Genomic DNA, 15,243 nt, shown 5'->3' with positions numbered 1-15,243 from the left:
ACCCAAACGCCGTTCGCCCCCGGACACTTTCAAGGAAATCCGATGACGTCTTCGCCGCATGCCTGGCTGCTCGCCCTGGCCTTTGTCGCACCTTCCCTCGCCGCCCAACCTGCGGCCCAACCCGTCGCGCTACCGGGTTACGACGCCGCTGCCGCACAGGCGCAGCGCGCGCTGGAAGCGCGTTTCGATAGCGGCCTGAAGGACGCCGATTATCGCGGCTGGTTGAAGCAATGGTCGTCGGCGCCCAATCACGTTGGCTCGCCGCATAACCTGGAGAACGCCCGCGATCTGCAAAACCGCCTGCGCGGCTACGGGTGGGATGCGCGCATCGAGACCTTCGAGGTGCTGTGGCCCTCGCCCAGGAGCTCGCAGCTGGAATTGCTCGGGGCCAAGCCGTATGTCGCGCGGTTGAAGGAGCCGCCGCTGCCGGGCGACAGCACCTCCACCCAGACCGAGAACGTGCTGCCGCCGTATGTGATCTACGGCGGCAATGGCGATGTCACCGGCGATCTGGTCTACGTCAATTACGGCATCGCCGAAGATTACGAAGCGCTGGCACGCAACGGCGTGGATGTGCGCGGCAAGATCGTCATCGCCCGCTACGGCAAGGGTTGGCGCGGGCTCAAGCCGCGCTTGGCGCAGGAGCATGGCGCCATCGGTGCGATCATCTATTCCGATCCGCGCGACGACGGTTATTTCCAGGATCGTGCGTATCCGGATGGCCCGGCGCGCAATCAATGGAGCGTGCAACGCGGCTCGGTTGCCAATTTCGCGATCTATCCCGGCGATCCGTTGACCCCGGGCGTCGGCGCCAGCAAGGGCGCCGAACGCCTGAAGATCGACCAGGCCGGCAGCGTGTTGAAGATCCCGACCCTGCCGATCAGTTGGGGCGATGCGCAGCCCTTGCTGGCCGCGCTGGGCGGGCCGGTGGCACCGGAGGACTGGCGCGGTGCCTTGCCGATCACCTACCGCATCGGCGGCGATGACACCGCGCGCGTGCATCTCAAGGTGGATGCGGAGTGGGGTAGCAAGACCATCTACAACGTCATCGCCACCCTGCGTGGCAGCGAGTATCCGGACCAATGGGTGGTGCGCGGCAATCACCGCGACGGCTGGGTGTTCGGTGCGGCCGATCCGCTCTCGGGTACCACCGCCTTGCTGGCCGAAGCCAAGGCGATCGGCGAGCTGGCCAGGCAAGGGCAGCGCCCCAAGCGCACGCTCGTCTACGCCAGTTGGGACGGCGAGGAGGCCGGCCTGCTCGGCTCCACCGAATGGGCCGAACAGCACGCCGACGAACTGCGCCGCAAGGCGGTGCTGTACGTCAACACCGACGGCAACGGGCGCGGCTTTCTCAATGCCGGCGGCAGCCATGCGCTGCAACGCCTGGTCAACGGCGTGGCGGCAGATCTGCGCGACCCCGACAGCGGCGTGAGCGTGCTCGAACGGCAACGCGCCCGTGCCCGTATCGACGCGCTGGCACCCACTGCCAAGCCGGCGCAAAAAGACATCGCCAAGCAGCTCGCGGCCGGCGGCGACGTGCCGCTGAAGGCACTGGGCTCGGGCAGCGACTACAGCCCGTTCCTGCAGCATCTGGGGCTGACCACGCTGGATCTGGGCTATGGCGGGCAGGGCGGCGGCAGCGGTGTCTATCACTCGCTTTACGACTCCTATGATTATTTCGCGCGCTATATCGACCCGGATTTCAGCTATCTGCCGCTGTTGTCGCAGACGGTCGGCCGCACGGTGCTGCGCGTCGCCAACGCGCCGGTGTTGCCGCAACGCTTCGGCGACTTCGCCGACGCGGTGGCCGGCTACGCGCAGGAGCTCAAGCAGCAGGCCGACAGCGACCGCACTGCCGCTCGCACCCAGGCCGAGTTGTTGCAGGCCGGTGCCTATGCCGCCATCGATAACCCGAACCGGCCGCAACGCGCCCCCGAGCCGAAAGCTGCGGTGCCGCAGATCGACTTTGCCGCACTGGATCAGGCCATTACCCGCCTGCAAACCAGCGCCAGACGCTATGACGATGCACTGGCATCGCGCGGCGGCGGGTTGGATGCACGCGTACGCGGCAAGCTCAATGCCTCGCTACAGCGCATCGATCAGACCCTGCTGGCCGAGGGCGGTCTGCCGGGACGGCCGTGGTACCGGAACCTGATCTACGCGCCCGGCCTGGCCACCGGATACGAGGTCAAGACCTTGCCCGGCATCCGCGAAGCGCTGGAAGACCGGCGTTGGGTGGATCTGAATGCCTACATCGTGCAGACCGCCGCGGTGCTGGATCGGTATCGCGAGGCGATCGATCGTAATACGGCGTTGATCGAAGGCTAGGCGAGCGACGAACGGTGGTTGCTTGCGCAGCCACCCGTCATTCCTAAGGATCGCTGTATAACTGCGGCCATCTTGGGATGGCACGCACGAGGCTCGGGCGCCATCTTCTTCGCGCTGCATCACGCGTATCGCCTGAACTGCGCCCACAAAAAAGCCGCCCCGAAGGGCGGCTTTTTCAATTCACTTCAAGCCGCGGCGCCGGCCAAAACCAGCGCGCAGGCATCAGCGCGTACCGCTCGGACGCTGACCGCCACGGCCACCATCGCGACGGCCTGCACCGGCACCGGCGGCAACACCGGCCTGACGCGGACCGCTGCTGCGCTGGCCACCCGGCTTCTTCGGGCCGGCATGCGCATGCGCCTGACGCGGTGCATCGCCATGCGGACGACGGGCGTGGCTCTTGCGCGGGGCGCGATCGCCACCCGGCTGCTCGGCACGGCCCGGCGCGCTATTGCCCCAACGGATCGGGGTCTGCGGCTCGTAGCCCGGCACGTCGCGGATTTCCACGTCGCGGCCCAGCATGCGCACGATCTGGCGCAGCAGCTTGGCTTCGTCCTGCGCCACCAGCGAGATCGCCTCGCCGGTGGAACCGTTACGGCCGGTGCGGCCGATGCGGTGCACGTAATCCTCGGCCACCATCGGCAGGTCGTAGTTGATGACCTTGGGCAGCTGGTCGATGTCGATGCCGCGCGCGGCGATATCGGTGGCCACCAGCACGGTCACGCGGCCAGCCTTGAAGTCGCTCAGCGCGCGCATGCGCTGGCCCTGGCTCTTGTTGCCATGGATCGCCGCGGTCTTGATGCCGGACTTTTCCAGGAACAGCGCCAGCTTGTCGCTGCCGTGCTTGGTGCGGGCAAACACCAGGGTCTGCTCGCGGCTGTCCTGTGCCAGCAGGTGCAGCAGCAGGTCGCGCTTGCGCGCGCCATCGACCGGGTGCACGCGGTGGGTGATGCTCTCGGCCACGGTGTTGCTCGGGGTGACCTGGATCTGCATCGGGTTGCGCATGAATTCCAGCGCCAGCTGCTTGATGTTCTCTTCGAACGTCGCCGAGAACAGCAGGGTCTGACGGTCCTGGCGCGGCAGCTTGGTCAGGATGCGCTTGATCGACGGCAGGAAGCCCATGTCGAGCATGCGATCGGCTTCGTCCAGGATCAGCACTTCGATGCCGGACAGGTCCACGCTGCGACGCTCGATATGGTCGATCAGCCGGCCCGGGCAGGCGATCAGCAGGTCCACGCCGCGACGCAGGGTGTCGAGCTGGTTGCCCATGCCCACGCCGCCGTAGATCACCGCGCTCGGGATGCGCAGATACTTGCTGTAGCCGCGCAGGCTGTCGTGCACCTGGGTGGCCAGCTCGCGGGTGGGGGTCAGGATCAGCGCGCGCGGCTTGCGCGGGCCGTTGACCGGCTGCGGCGAGGTGCCCAGGTGCTGCAGCAGCGGCAGGCCGAACGCGGCGGTCTTGCCGGTACCGGTCTGTGCGCCGGCCAGCAGGTCATTCCCTGCCAACACCAGCGGGATGGCCTGCTGCTGGATCGCAGTGGGGGTTTCGTAGCCCTGCTCGGCCAACGCGCGCAGCAGGAAGGGCGCCAGGCCCAGGGATTCAAAAGACATCAGGAAGCTCCAAGTAAAGCGTCGCCGCCAGGTCAGGCCCGGAGCGCAAACGCATTGCATATGCAAAAAAGTGAGGCTCGGAGCGTTCCCGTGAACCGCGCTGCGAGATGGTGGAACAACCCAATCAAGAAGCGATGGGTTTGTCGGCACCACGAAAGGCGTCGGGTGGGGCGGGCGAGCGGATCGATCGATCCTGGCCTCGCCGGCTGTCCCTAAGGGAAACGGACGGCCGCATGCAGACCGGGCCAGTGTACGCGCGTTTGGCGCGCTGCACAAAAGGCGAGTTCATCGGTTGGGCTACGGGTCAGTTGTTTCAGTTGCAACCACTGTTGCGACAGGCCGTACAATCGACCGATCAGCCACAGCACAGGACGGTCATGAAGCTAGGTTCCCTGAAGGAAGGCGGCCGCGATGGCTGCCTGATCGTGGTCGCGCGCGACCTGCGCACCGCGGTCCGCGCCACCGGCATCGCGCCCACGCTGCAGCGCGCGCTGGAAGACTGGAGCAATGTCGCGCCGCGCCTGAATGCCTTGTCGGCCTCGCTCAACGAGGGCAGCGCCGATGGCGTGTTCGATCTGGATCTGCAGGCGCTGGCCGCACCGTTGCCGCGCGCCTACGAGTTCGTCGACGGCAGCGCCTACCTGCCGCACGTGGAGCGCGTGCGCCGTGCGCGCAATGCCGAGGTGCCGGAAAGCTTCTACACCGACCCGCTGATGTACCAGGCCACCAGCGCCGGGTTCTACGGCCCGCGTGATGCGATCAAGGTGATCAGCGAAGACCACGGCATCGATCTGGAAGCCGAGCTGGTGGTGATCACCGACGATGTGCCGATGGGCGCCTCGCCCGAGCAGGCCGCCGCGCATATCCAGCTGGTCGGCCTGGTCAACGACGTGTCGCTGCGCAACCTGATCCCGGCCGAGCTCGCCAAGGGCTTCGGCTTCGTGCAATCCAAACCGCGCTCGGCGCTGTCGCCGGTGTTCGTCACCGTGGATGAACTGGACGAGGCCTGGCGCGACAACAAGGTGCACCTGCCGCTGGTCACCCACGTCAATGGCGCCTGGTTCGGCGCGCCGGAAGCCGGCGACGACATGCAGTTCGACTTCGCCCAGCTGATCGCCCACGCCGCCAGGACGCGGCCGCTCTCGGCCGGCACCATCGTCGGCTCCGGCACCATCGCCAACCAGGACACCACGCTGGGCGCCTCGTGCTTTGCCGAGCAGCGCGTGGTGGAAACCCTGCGCGACGGCACCCCGAGCACGCCGTTCCTGTCCTTCGGCGACGTGGTGCGGATCGAGATGTTCGCTGCCGATGGCGCCAGCATCTTCGGTGCGATCGAACAGCGGGTCGAACGTCAGCCGCTGCCATGACGCCGGCGCAGGCATCTGCACAACACCGTACAAGGGGCACGGCATGAGCGTGCAACTGGAACTGTTCTCGTACTGGCGCTCCAGTGCCGCGTATCGCGTGCGCATTGGCCTGCACCTGAAGGCGCTGGCCTACCTCGCGCATCCGGTGCATCTGGTGCGCGACGGCGGCGAGCAGCATGCACCCGCCTACGCGCAGCTCAACCCGCAGGAACTGGTGCCCACGTTACGGCACGGCGCGGTGGTGATTCCGCAGTCGCTGGCGATCCTGGAGTATCTGGAAGACGCGTTCCCGGACAGCGCGCGGCTGCTGCCCGCCGCGCCGGCCGAGCGCGCCCGCGTGCGCGCCCTGGCGCAGGTGATCGCCTGCGACGTGCACCCGCTCAACAACCTGCGCGTCACCCAGTTTTTCGAGCGCGAATGGCAACGTGATGCCGCGCAGCGCCAGCAATGGACACGGCACTGGATGCAGCGCGGCTTTGCGGCGCTGGAAGCGCAGTTGGCCGGCGATCCGCATACCGGTACTTTCTGCCACGGCGACACGTCGGGCCTGGCCGATTGCCTGCTGATCCCGCAGCTCTACAATGCGCGCCGTTTCGACGTCGATCTGACGGCATATCCGATCCTGCAGCGCATCGAACAGGCCTGCCTGGCATTGCCGGCATTCGCTGTGGCGCGGCCGGAAATGCAGGCCGACGCGGTGCCGGGCTGATTGGCGACAGGCGTTTGCCTGGTGCGGGGGCACATCCGCGTTGAATCGCAGCCCAGGCAGGGCAGGTACCGGTAGCGAGCGGTTGTCGGCCGGCTGGGCGGCGCACAGGCGGGCGCGCTGTCTCCGCGCACTGGGCATCGGCCGCTCATGGGTTGATCGGAGCTAGCCGCTGCGCTGTCCCAACCGTGCCCACCGCTCGTACGCCGGCAACAGCCCTGCGCAATCCGTCGCGCCGGGCAGGTGCGCGGCAACACCGCGCACCTGCCGATGATCAGATAAAGCCGTGGCTGATCTTGGGCGCTGCTGCCGTTTCGTAATCTGCGTACGGGTCGTGCTCGCCGGAACCGCCCTCGGACAGGCGGAACTTCAGCGCCAGGCCATCGCGCGAGTCGGCCGCGCGCAGCGCTTCCTCCTGCTCGATTTCGCCGGACTTGACCATGCGGAACAGGCATTGGTCGAAGGTCTGCATGCCTTCTTCCAGCGATTCCTCCATCGCCTGCTTGACCTCGTGCACCTGGCCACGGCGCAGCAGGTCGCGGATCATCGGCGTGTTGAGCAGCACTTCGGTCGCCGGTCGGCGGCGTCCGTCCACACCCTTGACCAGGCGCAGCGACACCACGGCGCGCAGGTTCAGCGCCAGGTTCATCAGCACGTTCTTGTGCGCGCTCTCGGGGAAGAAATTGAGGATGCGCTCGATGGTCTGGTCGGCATTGTTGGAGTGCAGCGTCGCAAGGCACAGGTGGCCGGTCTCGGCGAAGGCGATCGCCGCCTCCATGGTCTCGGCATCCAGGATCTCGCCGATCAGGATCACGTCCGGCGCCTCGCGCATCGCGTTCTTCAGCGCGCTTTGGAAGGCATGCGTGTCCAGGCCCACCTCGCGCTGGTTCACGATCGACATCTTGTGCTTGTGCAGATATTCGATCGGGTCCTCGATGGTGAGGATGTGCCCGGTGGTGGTGCTGTTGCGGTGGTCGATCATCGAGGCCAGCGAGGTCGACTTGCCAGAGCCGGTCGAGCCGACCACAAGCACCAGCCCGCGCGGGGTCATGATGACGTCCTTGAGCACCTGCGGCAGGTTGAGCTCTTCGATGCTGGGGATCCGGCTGCGGATGGCGCGGATCACCATGCCCACCTCGCCGCGCTGCTTGAACACGTTCACGCGGAAGCGCCCGGCGTCGGACAGGGCAATGGCCATGTTGAGCTCCAGCTCGCGCTCGAACTGCGGTACCTGGCCTTCGTCCATCAATGAATAAGCGATTTTCTTGACCATTCCCGGCGGCAACCCCGTATTGCCGAGCGGGTAGAGCTTGCCTTCGATCTTGATGTACACCGGTGCGCCGGTGGTCAAGAACATGTCCGAGGCATTCTTTTCGGTCATCAGCTTCAGGAAGTAGCCGATATCCATGCGCAATGGTTCCCCAACAAACGGCAGCGTCTCGTTGCAAGTCCGCCGCAGGCTTCCGACAATGGCCGTGCTCGAGACTTCTCGCTACGGCTCCCCTAATGACGGCTAGCTTCGCATACTTGCGGCGATCCCTGTATGGCATCGCCTGTTTCATGGTTCTTTCCTCTCCTGCTGCCGCCCAGGTGGCACCGGAACTCACCGCCGCCGAACAGGCGGTGCAACGCGCCACCCAGGCCGATGCCGACCAGTACGCACCCGATCTGGTCAATCTGGCCCGCCAGGAACTGATGCAGGCCCAGCAGGCTCAACTGGACAAGCGCCAGCGCAAGCAGGTGCCACAGATCGCCTTGCGCGCAGCGGCCGACGCCGATCTGGCCAAGGCGCGCAGCGAAGAGGCGGTGGTCACCGCCCAGCTGGAACAGCGGCGCAAGGAAGTGGCGCAACTGCAGAACAGCCTCAACACCGGGGAGGCCGGCCGATGAAACTGCGTCCGCTTCTCTATCTGGGTGTACTGAGCCTGGGCACCCTGCCGTCGCTGGCAATGGCGGCCAAGGACGACCCGCAGGCCGACGCGCTCAACCGGCGCCTGGCCGCGCTGCAGAACGACCCGCAGACCAATGAACTGGCCCGCTTCGAGCGGCTGCAGGCGCAGCAGAGCGTGGCGGCGCTGGCCGAGGCCAAGCGGCGCGACCGCGACGAGCTGGTGTTTTTGGCCGACCGCCGGGTCGAAATCGCCGAACTCACTGCCCGCACCGCACTGGCGCGGCGCGAGCTGGATCGACTGGAAGGCACCCGCAACGACCTGCTGATCGAAGCCAGCCGCCGTGACGCCTCGCGCGCGCGCCAGGAAGCCGAGCGTCTGCGCGTGCAGGCGCAGATCCAGGCCGAGGAGGCCGAGCGCATGCGTCAGGCGGCCGAACAGGAGACCCTGGCCCGTCAGGACGCCGAGCTGGCGCTGACCAGCGTGGCCGGCAAGCAGACCGCCAAGCTCAATGCGGCCCAGCAAAAAGCGGTGCAACTGGCGCATGAAGAAGCCGAGCTGGTGGCCGGAGCCAAGTTGCCGTCCGCCAAGTTCGACAGCCGCGGCGAAGTGTTTTCGCTGGGTAGTGGCGCCTTCGGTGGCAAGGCCGCGCTGTCCGGCGATGCCGCGGGGCAGGCCAAGGCACTGGCCGAGTATCTGAACATCGGCAAGAAAGGCCGGGTCAGCATCGTCGGCTACGACAGCGATGCGGCCACCGCCAAGAAGCGGGCCGAAGCGTTACGCGATGCCCTGGTGGCTGCCGGTGTTGCCAGCGCACGGCTGCAGGTCAATGGCACCAAGGCCGCCGCCAGCAAGACGCGCGCTGCGGAGGTGGTTGTCTCGCCGTAATGCAAGTGGTTGGAAGTTAAGGTCTTTTAACCCGGGCATGACGCCTGGTTGAACCGCGGTCACTGATTGAAGCAGGGAACGGCAAAAGCAGCCGCTCTGGCCTTGAACCCCCTCCGCGACCGGCGTAGGGTCGTACTCCCGGGCAGCACTCCGCTGCCTGGAAGTACGGAGGGCCGGGCCAGTGACGCAAGGGCACGTATCAACGCAGTTCGGTGGACAGCTTTTTGGTTCCGCCAGTGCGCTTGCCATTGTGATCCGCGAGTCTTCCATCCCCAAGCAGCGCCCCGTGCCGCCCGCGGCCGGGGCGTTCTTGTTTTAAGTGTTTCAAGTGAAGGAGGTAACGCCATGTTCGAAGGGCAACCGCAGACCGAAATCGACGCATTGGTCAAGTCCGATCCCGAGTTCAAGCAGCTGTACCAACGCCACAAGCTCTTGAACAAGAAATGCATGGATGCCGAACTCGGGGTGCTCCCCATCGACGACGTAACCTTGGGCCAGATGAAGCGCGAGAAGTTGCAGGCGAAAGAAAAGCTCACCCGGATGTACGACCAGCTCACCCACTGATCCTTCCCCACCGCTAGAACAAGTTCACCGCCGCGGGCGGTGGCGGCCTCCTCGTCGGCTTGCCACCGTCCGCGTCTTTATTTGCGCATCTGCGTGTCACGCGCCCGGCGGCAGGGCGCAATGTCCACTTGTTGGCCGCGCAGTCAGGCCGATGGTGGTGGCGCAGCGCTGGCTGAGCCCGCCCGTTCACGGGCCGGCGCGATCGGTTCCAGTCTGAATGAGCATTCCCCAGCCGTTCGTCGGATAATGGGCGGCCAAGCCCCGCGCGACGCAGTGACGATATTCCGATGGCGATCCATTCCTCCGTACTCGAACTGATCGGCAACACGCCGATCGTCAAGGCACAGCACCTGGACACCGGCGTCTGCGAGCTGTTCCTCAAGCTGGAGGCGGCCAACCCCGGCGGATCGATCAAGGACCGCATCGGCCTGTCGATGATCGAGGCGGCCGAACAGCGCGGCGACCTCACCCCGGGCGCGACCCTGGTCGAAGGCACCGCCGGCAATACCGGCCTGGGTCTGGCACTGGTCGCCCAGCAGAAGGGCTACCGGTTGATCCTGGTGGTGCCGGACAAGATGAGCCGCGAGAAGATATTCAACCTCAAGGCCATGGGCGCCCAGGTGGTGCTGACCCGGTCGGACGTGGCCAAGGGCCACCCGGAGTACTACCAGGACCTGGCCGCCAAGATCGCCGCCGAGACCCCGGGCGCCTACTTCATCAACCAGTTCGGCAACCCGGATAACCCGGCTGCGCACGAATTCGGCACCGGCCCGGAGATCCTGGCGCAGATGGACAACGATCTGGATGCGATCGTGTTCGGCTGCGGCAGCTCCGGCACCATGACCGGCCTGTCGCGCGCCTTTGCCACCGCCTCGCCGCACACCGAGCTGGTGCTGGCCGACCCAGTCGGCTCGATCCTGACCCAGTACATCGAAGAGGGCACGGTCAGCGAGAAGTCCGGCAGCTGGCTGGTCGAAGGCATCGGCGAGGACTTCCTGCCGGACATCTCCGATTTTTCGCGGGTCAAGAAGGCCTATTCGATCACCGACGCGGAAAGCTTCCACACCGCGCGCGAGCTGCTGGCCAAGGAGGGCATCCTGGGCGGCTCGTCCACCGGCACCCTGCTGGCCGCTGCGCTGAAGTATTGCCGCGAGCAGACCACGCCCAAGCGCGTGCTGGTATTCGTCTGCGATACCGGCAACAAGTACCTGTCCAAGATGTACAACGACTACTGGATGCTGGACAACGGCTTCCTGGAGCGCCCGCAGCACGGCGACCTGCGCGACCTGATCCTGCGCCCGTACAACAAGCGCGACACCGTGGTGGTCGGACCGAAGGATCTGCTGACCACTGCCTACCAGCGCATGAAGCTGTACGACGTCTCGCAGCTGCCGGTCATCGATGACGGCGAGCTGGTCGGCATCGTCGACGAGAGCGACGTGCTGCTGCATGTGTACGGCGACGAGGCACGCTTCCGCGACCCGATCTCCACCGCCATGGTCAGCAAGCTCGATCGCCTGGATGTCGCCTCGCCGATCGAGGCGCTGCTGCCGGTGTTCGACCGCGGCCAGGTCGCCATCGTCATGGACGGCAACCAGTTCCTGGGCCTGATCACCCGCATCGACCTGCTCAACTACCTGCGCCGCCGCGTGCAGTGATTTTGCATCTGGAATCAGCAGGCCGCCCAAGGCAGGATGGCTCGCTGACTGTGCGGTCGCCAAGTCAAAAATGGCGCCTAATCCCACCTCATCTATTCTGCTGTCTGTAAAGGTCATACATGTCCGCCACCGTTGCCGCCGTCATTCCAAGTTACAAAGTCACCCAGCATGTTCTCGGCGTGATTGCGCAGATGGGACCGGAAGTAAGTCGCATTTATGTGGTAGACGACTGCTGTCCTGATCGCAGTGGCGACTTCGTTGAAAGTAATTGCACGGATGAACGGGTGGTGGTAATTCGGCACGAGCAGAATCAAGGTGTAGGGGGAGCGGTAATGACCGGCTATCGAGCCGCCATTGCCGACGGAGTCGAGATCATCGTCAAGGTGGATGGCGATGGGCAGATGGATCCTGGCCTGATTCCGAGTTTTATCGCCCCTATCCTGACCGGCGAGGCGGACTACACCAAGGGAAATCGCTTCTTCGACCTCGAACGGATTGCACAGATGCCGAAGCTGCGTTTGTTTGGCAACGCGGGGCTTTCTTTCCTAACTAAACTGTCATCGGGATATTGGGATCTTTTCGACCCGACAAACGGTTACACGGCTATCCATCGGGATGTGGCCTACCATCTCCCGCTTGACCGGATCAGCCGCCGCTATTTCTTTGAAACCGACATTCTCTTCCGGCTCAACACACTGCGCGCCGTGGTGCTTGACGTACCGATGCATGCCAAGTACGCCGATGAGGTGAGCAACTTGAAGATATCGAAGGTGCTTACAGAGTTTTTGTTCAAGAACCTGCGCAACTTCGGTAAGAGGATTCTGTACAACTATTACCTTCGCAATATGTCGCTGGCTTCGCTGGAGCTGCCTGCGGGGATCGTGATGTTTTCGTTCGGGGTCGTCTACGGGCTGCAGCACTGGTTGACCAGCCTTGGAACGGGCGAAGCGGCCACCAGCGGTACGGTCATGTTGGCGGCGATGCCGGTACTGGTCGGAGTGCAATTATTGCTTGCCTTCTTCGGCCAGGATATTGCCTCGGTACCGCGGACTGCGGTGCATCCTCGCCTTCGCTGGTCTGCCCTCCAGGAGCGTCACGCATGACGCGGGTTGTCGCTCAGTCTGAAGCACGTGCACCGCAGGTATGGCCGCTGTTTCTGGTGGCCGCACTGCTGGTTAGCTTGCTGTTTTCTGCGATAACGCCGCCTTTCCAGGCGCCGGACGAGTTCGATCATGTCAAACGTGCGTATATGCTTGGCCAAGGCCAGATACTACTGAAGTCGGTGGACGGGTCGCCGTCTGGCGGGTATCTGGACAGCGGCCTGGTCGCGTACATGGAAAGATTCACTCCGCTCAAAGGTGTGGCGGCTCGCAAGATCTCCAGCGATGAACTCCTTGCTGCCGGAGACCTGCAATGGACAGGCAAACCCCAGTTTCAGACTGCCGTCGGTACGGCGTACTACTTTCCGCTGATGTACGCGCCGCAGGCTCTGGGCCTTGGTATGGGAAAAGCGCTGGACCTCAGTGTTGGCAAGTCTTATCGGTTGGCGCGCCTGCTGGAATTGCTGACGTGCGGCATTCTCTTGATGCTCGCTTTCCGGCTACACCGTCCCTCAGCAGCGATCCTAGTGCTGCTTGCGCTTCCCATGAACCTGTTCCTGTTTGGAACGGCGGTGCTGGATCCCATGGCGACGTCGGTCGCTCTTCTAAGCATCTGTGCTTTCATGCGAGTGTCGGTGGATCGCCATGAAGCATCCAACTGGACCATGGCCGCGCTTTCCATCGGCGTGCTGTTGCTGTGCGCTTGTAGGGCAAACATGTTGCCGATGTTGCTACTGCCGTTCCTGGCATGGTGGATGGTCAGGGAGCGTCGCCAGTTGTATATCGCAATTGCCATTGCTGTGTTTGTCGTCGCCTGGACGCTGTTCACTGTAAAGACAACGGTGTACCCGGCGGGAGGGCGGCAACTGGATCACGCCGGACGCCTCCTGCATTTCGTGTCCCACCCGGGGGAGCTTTTCTCTATCCTCTATGCTACTTGGACCGATATGGGGCGCATGTCGTTCTACTCGGTTTCATTCATCGGTGTGCTGGGTTGGCTTGATACTCCTTTTTCTCCGGGGTTCTACAAATTTGCTGCAATCGCGCTGTTTGCCGTTATTGCGCTTTCGCTCAACCTCGATGAATGGCGTGGTCAGGCACTGCCTCGTTCGGCCCTTGTCGTTATTTGCGCGGGCTCAATTCTCATGACGTTCCTGGCGCTGCTTGTTCAGTGGACGGATCCTGCTTCTCCGACCGTGGATGGCGTGCAGGGCCGCTATTTGTTGATTCCACTGATGTGTTTGGTAATGGCACTGACCGCCGACCATCGCCCGCGCAACAGCATTCAATTCCAGGCTAGCCATATGTTGGCTGGATTGATGTTATGTGTGACGGCCTATTCGTCGGCCGCCTTACTTGTGCAGCGCTATTACACTGTTCCCGTTCAGATGGTGCAGGACGCGTTCGAGCTAAAGCCTTCTCCACCATTGACCGGCGACCAGACCGTACAACTTCACTTTTCCCCGGCGCAACAAGACAGCCCGGCGCCATTGGATCGGATCGGCATACGATTTGGTACTTACATGGCGCGACACAAGGGGCAGGCGGAACTGCGGGTCTGGACCCACGATGGGACGACAACGGTGGTCCCATTCGAGCTGGCGCCTTTGGTGGATAACGGCTATGCGGAATTCGTGCTAGAAGGTAAGCCGTACGTGGGTGGCGAAGTCGTTGCTCGTGATGGCATGGGAGTGAGTATCTGGGAAAGCCATGGCAAGGACAGCATCCGGAGCTGCGTGCTAATGCATACACAGAAACATGTAGCGTTGTTGGCACAAGGTTGTCCGGAGCCATAACCGAGGGGGCGTAGCCGCGGAGTTGCAGCCCAGCCTGCCATTTAGTTTGGCCTCGATATCGATTGCGTTGGTAAACTGCTGACAATCTGGGGACACAACATGAACTATCAGCCGAAGAACGCTGACAAGCTTGATGTAATTCAAGCTTTGCGCGGCGTTGCTGCGCTGCTGGTGGTGTTTTATCACGGAGTTGGTTATCAGCCCCGGTCGAAGGAATCAGGCGTCGAGCACGTGTTCTCGATGGTGGGTGCGTCCGGCGTTGATCTGTTCTTCATGATTTCCGGGTTCATCATGGTTTATGCAACCCGCAATGCTATTGGGGGCTTTAGCGACACCTGTACGTTTCTGATCAAGCGAATTGCCCGAGTATTTCCGGTATATTTCGTCGCCACACTGTTGTATGTGCCCATGATGTTGCTCTTGGGAAGCTACGTTGGACACATCGACATAATGACTGACGTCAATCAGATCATTCGATCGGCGCTGATGATTCCCACCAACTTCGGTTCTCGTGCTCCTTACTTTGGTGGGTCAGTGCTGCATGTTGGCTGGACAATCAACTATGAGGTCTACTTCTACGCGTTGTTCGGCCTCTCCCTGATGTTTGGCCGGTTACGTTGGGTTGCGCTCAGTACAATTGCCGTGGTGCTTCTGATTGCGTTGCCCATGACCGTGGCCAGGCCGTCACTCGATGCATACGTCGACTACGGGTTCAACAGCCCGATCAACTTTGCCACAAACCCCATGCTCTGGGAGTTTTTTGTCGGCGTGGTCATTGGGCGCATCTATCTGTCCCGGTTCAAGCTGTCTACGGTGGCCGCAGGCCTGTTTTCGGTCACGTCGCTGACCGCACTGATCTGGTTTCTGTTGAACGATGTCTCGTCGAAGTTCGGCTTTACCGGTTGGGCGCTGCCTTACGCACTGCTGCTTTTCGCGCTGACGATAGGCAGCAAGACGATGGATATCCGTTGGCCGCGCAGCCTAGTCTGGGCCGGCAACGTTTCTTTCTCGCTATATCTGGTCCATCCATTCGTCATTCATCCGGCATACCAGATTTTTTGGGGGGAGAAGACGGCGCCATGGATGAACAATGTTTGGTTCATGCTGGTCCTGTGCGCCCTCTCTCTGTGCCTATCTGCGGTTTCCTACCGCTATCTCGAAGTGGGCCTGAGCGAGCGAATCCGTAGTGCATCGCTTGTGGCATTTCGGAAGTGGCAGCGCTCACCCGGTCCCGCTTCGCCCCCCGAACGGTCGGCACCAGCGTCTGACTCAAAGGGGACGGTCGCATAAGTTGTCATGGACGAGCATAAGGGCGCCGAATTTCGATTCGCCGCCT

Annotated in this window: 12 protein-coding genes; 10 read left to right on the top strand and 2 right to left on the bottom strand. The window is 63.4% G+C overall.

Annotated elements, in window-relative coordinates:
- The first annotated feature begins 42 nt into the window (after positions 1-42).
- Positions 43-2,328 (top strand): transferrin receptor-like dimerization domain-containing protein, encoded by a 2,286-nt coding sequence (locus tag ABQY64_RS17420; RefSeq protein ID WP_349780657.1) that lies wholly within the window; start codon positions 43-45, stop codon positions 2,326-2,328.
- 222 nt (positions 2,329-2,550) lie between these two features.
- On the opposite strand, the gene ABQY64_RS17415 is transcribed toward ABQY64_RS17420, so the two are convergent.
- Positions 2,551-3,939, bottom strand: a complete 1,389-nt coding sequence (locus ABQY64_RS17415; protein WP_349780656.1) for a DEAD/DEAH box helicase — start codon at positions 3,937-3,939, stop codon at positions 2,551-2,553.
- Between the two features lie 308 nt (positions 3,940-4,247).
- Between ABQY64_RS17415 and ABQY64_RS17410 the strand changes: the two genes are divergently transcribed.
- Positions 4,248-5,306 carry a fumarylacetoacetate hydrolase family protein gene (locus ABQY64_RS17410; RefSeq protein WP_172837857.1) on the top strand — a complete coding sequence of 353 codons (1,059 nt, stop codon included), beginning with the start codon at positions 4,248-4,250 and terminating at the stop codon, positions 5,304-5,306.
- Between the two features lie 43 nt (positions 5,307-5,349).
- Positions 5,350-6,015 carry a maleylacetoacetate isomerase gene (maiA, locus tag ABQY64_RS17405; RefSeq protein ID WP_349780655.1) on the top strand — a complete coding sequence of 222 codons (666 nt, stop codon included), beginning with the start codon at positions 5,350-5,352 and terminating at the stop codon, positions 6,013-6,015.
- A 271-nt stretch (positions 6,016-6,286) separates the two neighbouring features.
- Here maiA and ABQY64_RS17400 read toward each other — a convergent pair whose 3' ends face one another.
- Positions 6,287-7,420, bottom strand: coding sequence for a PilT/PilU family type 4a pilus ATPase (locus ABQY64_RS17400; protein ID WP_016900968.1), 1,134 nt, complete (start codon positions 7,418-7,420; stop codon positions 6,287-6,289).
- Positions 7,421-7,518: 98 nt separating this feature from the next.
- Between ABQY64_RS17400 and ABQY64_RS17395 the strand changes: the two genes are divergently transcribed.
- The 7 genes from ABQY64_RS17395 (at position 7,519) to ABQY64_RS17365 (ending at position 15,197) form a co-directional block, all read left to right on the top strand.
- Positions 7,519-7,902 carry a DUF4398 domain-containing protein gene (locus tag ABQY64_RS17395; protein ID WP_039525328.1) on the top strand — a complete coding sequence of 128 codons (384 nt, stop codon included), beginning with the start codon at positions 7,519-7,521 and terminating at the stop codon, positions 7,900-7,902.
- Positions 7,899-8,789, top strand: a complete 891-nt coding sequence (locus tag ABQY64_RS17390; protein WP_016900966.1) for a membrane protein — start codon at positions 7,899-7,901, stop codon at positions 8,787-8,789. Before ABQY64_RS17395 ends, ABQY64_RS17390 begins: the two co-directional genes overlap by 4 nt.
- A gap of 345 nt (positions 8,790-9,134) precedes the next feature.
- Positions 9,135-9,353: a YdcH family protein gene (locus ABQY64_RS17385; protein WP_002814034.1), complete on the top strand. Its 219-nt coding sequence runs from the start codon at positions 9,135-9,137 to the stop codon at positions 9,351-9,353.
- 287 nt (positions 9,354-9,640) lie between these two features.
- On the top strand, positions 9,641-11,011 hold the full coding sequence (locus tag ABQY64_RS17380; protein ID WP_039513649.1) for a pyridoxal-phosphate dependent enzyme: 1,371 nt from the start codon (positions 9,641-9,643) through the stop codon (positions 11,009-11,011).
- A 119-nt stretch (positions 11,012-11,130) separates the two neighbouring features.
- A complete protein-coding gene (locus ABQY64_RS17375) occupies positions 11,131-12,114 on the top strand; it encodes a glycosyltransferase family 2 protein (RefSeq protein WP_349780654.1) in 984 nt (327 codons plus the stop codon).
- Complete coding sequence (locus ABQY64_RS17370) at positions 12,111-13,907, top strand: DUF2142 domain-containing protein (protein ID WP_349780653.1); 1,797 nt, start codon at positions 12,111-12,113, stop codon at positions 13,905-13,907. Before ABQY64_RS17375 ends, ABQY64_RS17370 begins: the two co-directional genes overlap by 4 nt.
- 99 nt (positions 13,908-14,006) lie before the next feature.
- Positions 14,007-15,197: an acyltransferase gene (locus ABQY64_RS17365; protein WP_349780652.1), complete on the top strand. Its 1,191-nt coding sequence runs from the start codon at positions 14,007-14,009 to the stop codon at positions 15,195-15,197.
- The last annotated feature ends 46 nt before the right edge of the window (positions 15,198-15,243 follow it).

Source organism: Xanthomonas sp. WHRI 7065 (assembly GCF_040203115.2).
Lineage (GTDB): Bacteria > Pseudomonadota > Gammaproteobacteria > Xanthomonadales > Xanthomonadaceae > Xanthomonas > Xanthomonas arboricola.
The sequence above is the reverse complement of the archived record's forward strand: the minus strand, read 5'-3'. Positions and strand labels throughout refer to the sequence as shown.

Excerpts from the sequence above, each read along its gene's own strand:
- ABQY64_RS17365 (WP_349780652.1), top strand. The coding sequence starts at position 14,007 with ATGAACTATCAGCCGAAGAACGCTGACAAGCTTGATGTAATTCAAGCT.
- ABQY64_RS17395 (WP_039525328.1), top strand. The coding sequence starts at position 7,519 with ATGACGGCTAGCTTCGCATACTTGCGGCGATCCCTGTATGGCATCGCC.
- ABQY64_RS17370 (WP_349780653.1), top strand. The coding sequence starts at position 12,111 with ATGACGCGGGTTGTCGCTCAGTCTGAAGCACGTGCACCGCAGGTATGG.
- ABQY64_RS17385 (WP_002814034.1), top strand. The coding sequence starts at position 9,135 with ATGTTCGAAGGGCAACCGCAGACCGAAATCGACGCATTGGTCAAGTCC.
- ABQY64_RS17390 (WP_016900966.1), top strand. The coding sequence starts at position 7,899 with ATGAAACTGCGTCCGCTTCTCTATCTGGGTGTACTGAGCCTGGGCACC.
- ABQY64_RS17380 (WP_039513649.1), top strand. The coding sequence starts at position 9,641 with ATGGCGATCCATTCCTCCGTACTCGAACTGATCGGCAACACGCCGATC.
- ABQY64_RS17420 (WP_349780657.1), top strand. The coding sequence starts at position 43 with ATGACGTCTTCGCCGCATGCCTGGCTGCTCGCCCTGGCCTTTGTCGCA.
- maiA (WP_349780655.1), top strand. The coding sequence starts at position 5,350 with ATGAGCGTGCAACTGGAACTGTTCTCGTACTGGCGCTCCAGTGCCGCG.
- ABQY64_RS17375 (WP_349780654.1), top strand. The coding sequence starts at position 11,131 with ATGTCCGCCACCGTTGCCGCCGTCATTCCAAGTTACAAAGTCACCCAG.
- ABQY64_RS17400 (WP_016900968.1), bottom strand. The coding sequence starts at position 7,420 with ATGGATATCGGCTACTTCCTGAAGCTGATGACCGAAAAGAATGCCTCG.
- ABQY64_RS17415 (WP_349780656.1), bottom strand. The coding sequence starts at position 3,939 with ATGTCTTTTGAATCCCTGGGCCTGGCGCCCTTCCTGCTGCGCGCGTTG.